3 protein-coding genes are annotated in these 3,553 nt (G+C 31.1%); all 3 read left to right on the top strand.

Going from position 1 to position 3,553, the window contains the following annotated elements; genetic code table 11:
* Positions 1 to 139 precede the first annotated feature (139 nt).
* Positions 140 to 964, top strand: a complete 825-nt coding sequence (locus tag BMX60_RS11680) for an alpha/beta hydrolase (protein ID WP_177159814.1) — start codon at positions 140 to 142, stop codon at positions 962 to 964.
* Between the two features lie 155 nt (positions 965 to 1,119).
* The gene (locus tag BMX60_RS11675) at positions 1,120 to 2,400 is read left to right on the top strand and encodes a tyrosine-protein kinase domain-containing protein (RefSeq protein WP_278276561.1); all 1,281 of its coding nucleotides are present in this window, start codon (positions 1,120 to 1,122) and stop codon (positions 2,398 to 2,400) included.
* 41 nt (positions 2,401 to 2,441) lie between these two features.
* Positions 2,442 to 3,056 carry a tyrosine-protein phosphatase gene (locus BMX60_RS11670; protein ID WP_278276560.1) on the top strand — a complete coding sequence of 205 codons (615 nt, stop codon included), beginning with the start codon at positions 2,442 to 2,444 and terminating at the stop codon, positions 3,054 to 3,056.
* Positions 3,057 to 3,553: the final 497 nt, after the last annotated feature.

Raw genomic sequence — 3,553 nt, 5'->3', positions numbered from 1 at the left:
TGATGACTTTGTCTATAGTTTGTCTTCAGTCTGAAGCAACTCTCTATAGGGTTGCTTTTTTTATGTAAAAGCAGGTAATTTTAAATTTATAGAGAATAAATTTAAATTAGAAAGTTCCTTCAAAGAGGAGTGGTGTTTGGTGAATTTAGAAACTGGTATTATAAGTTTAGGGAGAGAAGAAATAGTTTATTGTAAAGGGGTTCCTGAAAAGCCTAAGGGTATTGTAGTAATTGTCCATGGTTTTGCAGAGCATATGGGTAGATATACAGAGTTAATTCAGTTTTTACAGGAAAAAGGATATGGAGTTTATGGCTTTGACCACCTTGGACATGGCAAGTCTGGGAAAATTAGAGGACATATTGATAATTTTCTTCAGTTAGTAGATTCTGTTTATAAAATTGTACAAATAGCTAAAGAGAATCATCCTGAATTACCTATTGTTATATTTGGCCACAGTATGGGTGGATTGGTAAGTGCCGCTTTTGGCATAATGTATCCCGATGAAGTAGATGGACAAATATTATCAGCACCTGCTTTAGGAATAGAGAGTAAAGGAACTGAAAGGTTTATGTTAAAGCTAATGAGATGTTTTTTCCCAAGAAAATATTTGGCAAATAAAGTAGGTAACAAAATTAGTAAAGATAGTGGAGTAATAGATCGGTATTTAAATGATGAGCTAGTTTTAAAGGAAGCTACTTTAAATTTCTATTATGAAGTCTTTATAAAAGGTATAAATTACGTCAAAGAAAACCGTAAAAAATATTGTTACCCCCTCTTACTACTCCATGGTACGGAAGACAAAATAATTGATTGTAAGCTTTCGCAACAATTTTTTAAAGAGTGTAGTTCCCAAGATAAAGAGATTAAAATTTACGAAGGTCTATATCATGAGCTATTAAATGAACCGGAAAAGGCAGAAGTTTTAGAAGATATTTATCTATGGTTAGAAAAGAGGGTCAAATAAAAAACTTTTTTAGAGTTTTATGCAGGAAAATTCCCCTTTGTGTATGTCATTATCATCATAATCTAACTAGAAAGGAAGAGGGGAAAAATGGAAGCATATGAGTACGAAATAGATCTAAGGGAACTTTTTGATATTATTAAGAATAGTTATGGTTAATTACTTTAATAGTTTTAATTACAACTATAACTGCATCAGTTGTAAGTTTCTTTTTTCTTGACAAAGTATATGAAGCATCTACTAAGTTAGTCCTTGTAAAAGGTGGAGATAAGGATATACAATATAATGATGTTCTACTTAATCAAAGACTAGTTAAAACATACAGTGAAATTGCAAGCAGTAGAACTATAGCCGATGAAGTGATCAGAAATTTAAATTTAAATATGAGTTATGGAGAGTTTTCAGGTAAAGTACAAGTAACATCTATAAGGGATACAGAAGTTATAGAAATTAAAGTTCAAGATACTAATCCTCAACTAGCAGCAAGGATTGCTAATGAACTATCTGAAGTATTTATTAGAAGAATCCATGAATTTATTAAAAAGGAAAATGTACAGATTTTAGACTATGCAGTTATTCCTACAAACCCAATTAAACCCAGACCAATGCTCAATATAACTATTGCCTTTGTATTAGGGGTAATGATTGGTGTAGGATTAGTATTTTTATTAGAATACCTAGATAACTCCGTTAAAGGTCCCGATGATGTAGAAAAGCGTTTGAATCTGCCAGTATTAGGTGCAGTTCCTTTAATGGAAGGAAATGAAAATCAACTAAAATTGATTACTATGAAAGATCCTAAATCTCCCATATCAGAAGCTTATAGGATGCTAAGAACTAATATTCAATTTTCTAATTTAGATAATGAGCTAAAAACTATTTTAGTAACCAGTTCTGGTCCTGCAGAAGGTAAAAGTACAAGTATTTCAAATTTAGCTGTTACTATGGTAAATATGGGACATAAGGTATTATTGATAGATGCAGACTTAAGAAAACCACAAATCCATAAAATTTTTAATCTAGATAATGATGCGGGAATGACTAATATATTGATGGGTGAAAAAATTGAAAATGTTGTTCACAGTATTAGTGGCATGAAATTAGATATTATAACAACTGGACCTATACCACCTAACCCATCTGAAATTTTAGGTTCTAAAGCAATGAAAAATTTCATTGAGCAGTGTAAGGAAAAGTACGATATAATTTTAATTGATTCACCCCCTGTTGCAGTAGTAACAGATGCAGCGGTGTTAAGTAAAATAACCGATGGAACCTTATTCGTTGTAGCTGCCGGCCAAACGACAATGGATATAGCAATGAAAGCAAAAGATATGTTAGATAAAGTACAAGCTAAAGTAATTGGTGTACTGGTTAACAAAGTAAATATAGAACGAAAGAAATATCAATACTATTATTCTTATTATTTAGAGGACTAAGCCATGATTTTAATAGATACCCATAATCATATTCTCCAGGAATAGATGATGGTGCTAAGAGTATAGAAGAAACTATAGAAATGTGTAAAATTGCTGCATCTGAAGGAATAAAAAAAATTGTCTCTACTTCCCATTATATTAAAGGGGAACTAGAGACAGAGCCTTCTGTTATCTATAGTTTAGTTGAAGAAGTTAATAAACTTTTACAAGAGCAAGAGTTAGACGTAGAGATCTTACCAGGACATGAAGTCTTTGTTGATCCAGATATTCCTAAATTATTAAAGGATAATTTATTGTGTACAATTAATAACTCAAAATATCTCTTAATAGAGTTGCCTATGAATGGTATTCCAAAGTATATGGAAGATTTAATCTATTCTATTCGCCTAAAAGGTTATATACCAATAATTGCTCATCCAGAACGAAACATTGAAATAATAGATAATCCAAATATTCTTTATAGGTTCATAGAATTAGGAGCTTTAGCCCAATTAACTACCTGGAGTATCCAAGGTAATTATGGAAGAAAGGTTCAAGAAACAGCCGAACTGTTGTTAGAACATAATATGTACAGCCTTATTGCAACAGACGCACACTCCGAAATTAGAAAAAGGAATAAACTTAGTACAACAGATTGTTGGAATAGAGAGAACTAATCTACTATTGAAAAATGCTGAATTGGTAATTGAAAATGCCGAGGTATTCACTCCTTCACCTAAGATAATTCAACAGCAAAAAGGTTTGATTAGTTTTATTAAAAAATTAGTTAATAAATAAAAAAAAGGGATATCTTATCATGTTCTGATGAGATATCCTTTATTTAATTGAGTAAAAATAAAAATGCTGTTAATATTAGGGGGAAAGTTAAAAGAAAGAAGGCTATAAATAGGCTTTGCTTTTCCTTAGGGGTTAATATATCAGTTCCCTGATAAAATCCCCTTTTACGTTTTTTTCTTTTAACAAGTTTTTTGATTGCTGTTATTACTGGCAAAAATTTCACCTCACAAATGCTAATACTTATAGCCTTGAGCATAACTCAAAGACCTTGATTTTACTAACCCGATAGGGCCACAATTTTTTTATCACTCAAATTTATGTCATAGGATTTCCTCTCTTTTTGTTGAATTATATTATATAACCACACATAATACAA

The sequence above is a fragment of the Anaerobranca gottschalkii DSM 13577 genome, assembly GCF_900111575.1.
GTDB classification, from domain to species: domain Bacteria; phylum Bacillota; class Proteinivoracia; order Proteinivoracales; family Proteinivoracaceae; genus Anaerobranca; species Anaerobranca gottschalkii.
Note: the sequence above shows the minus strand (reverse complement) of the source record. Positions and strands in the feature narration are given on the sequence as shown.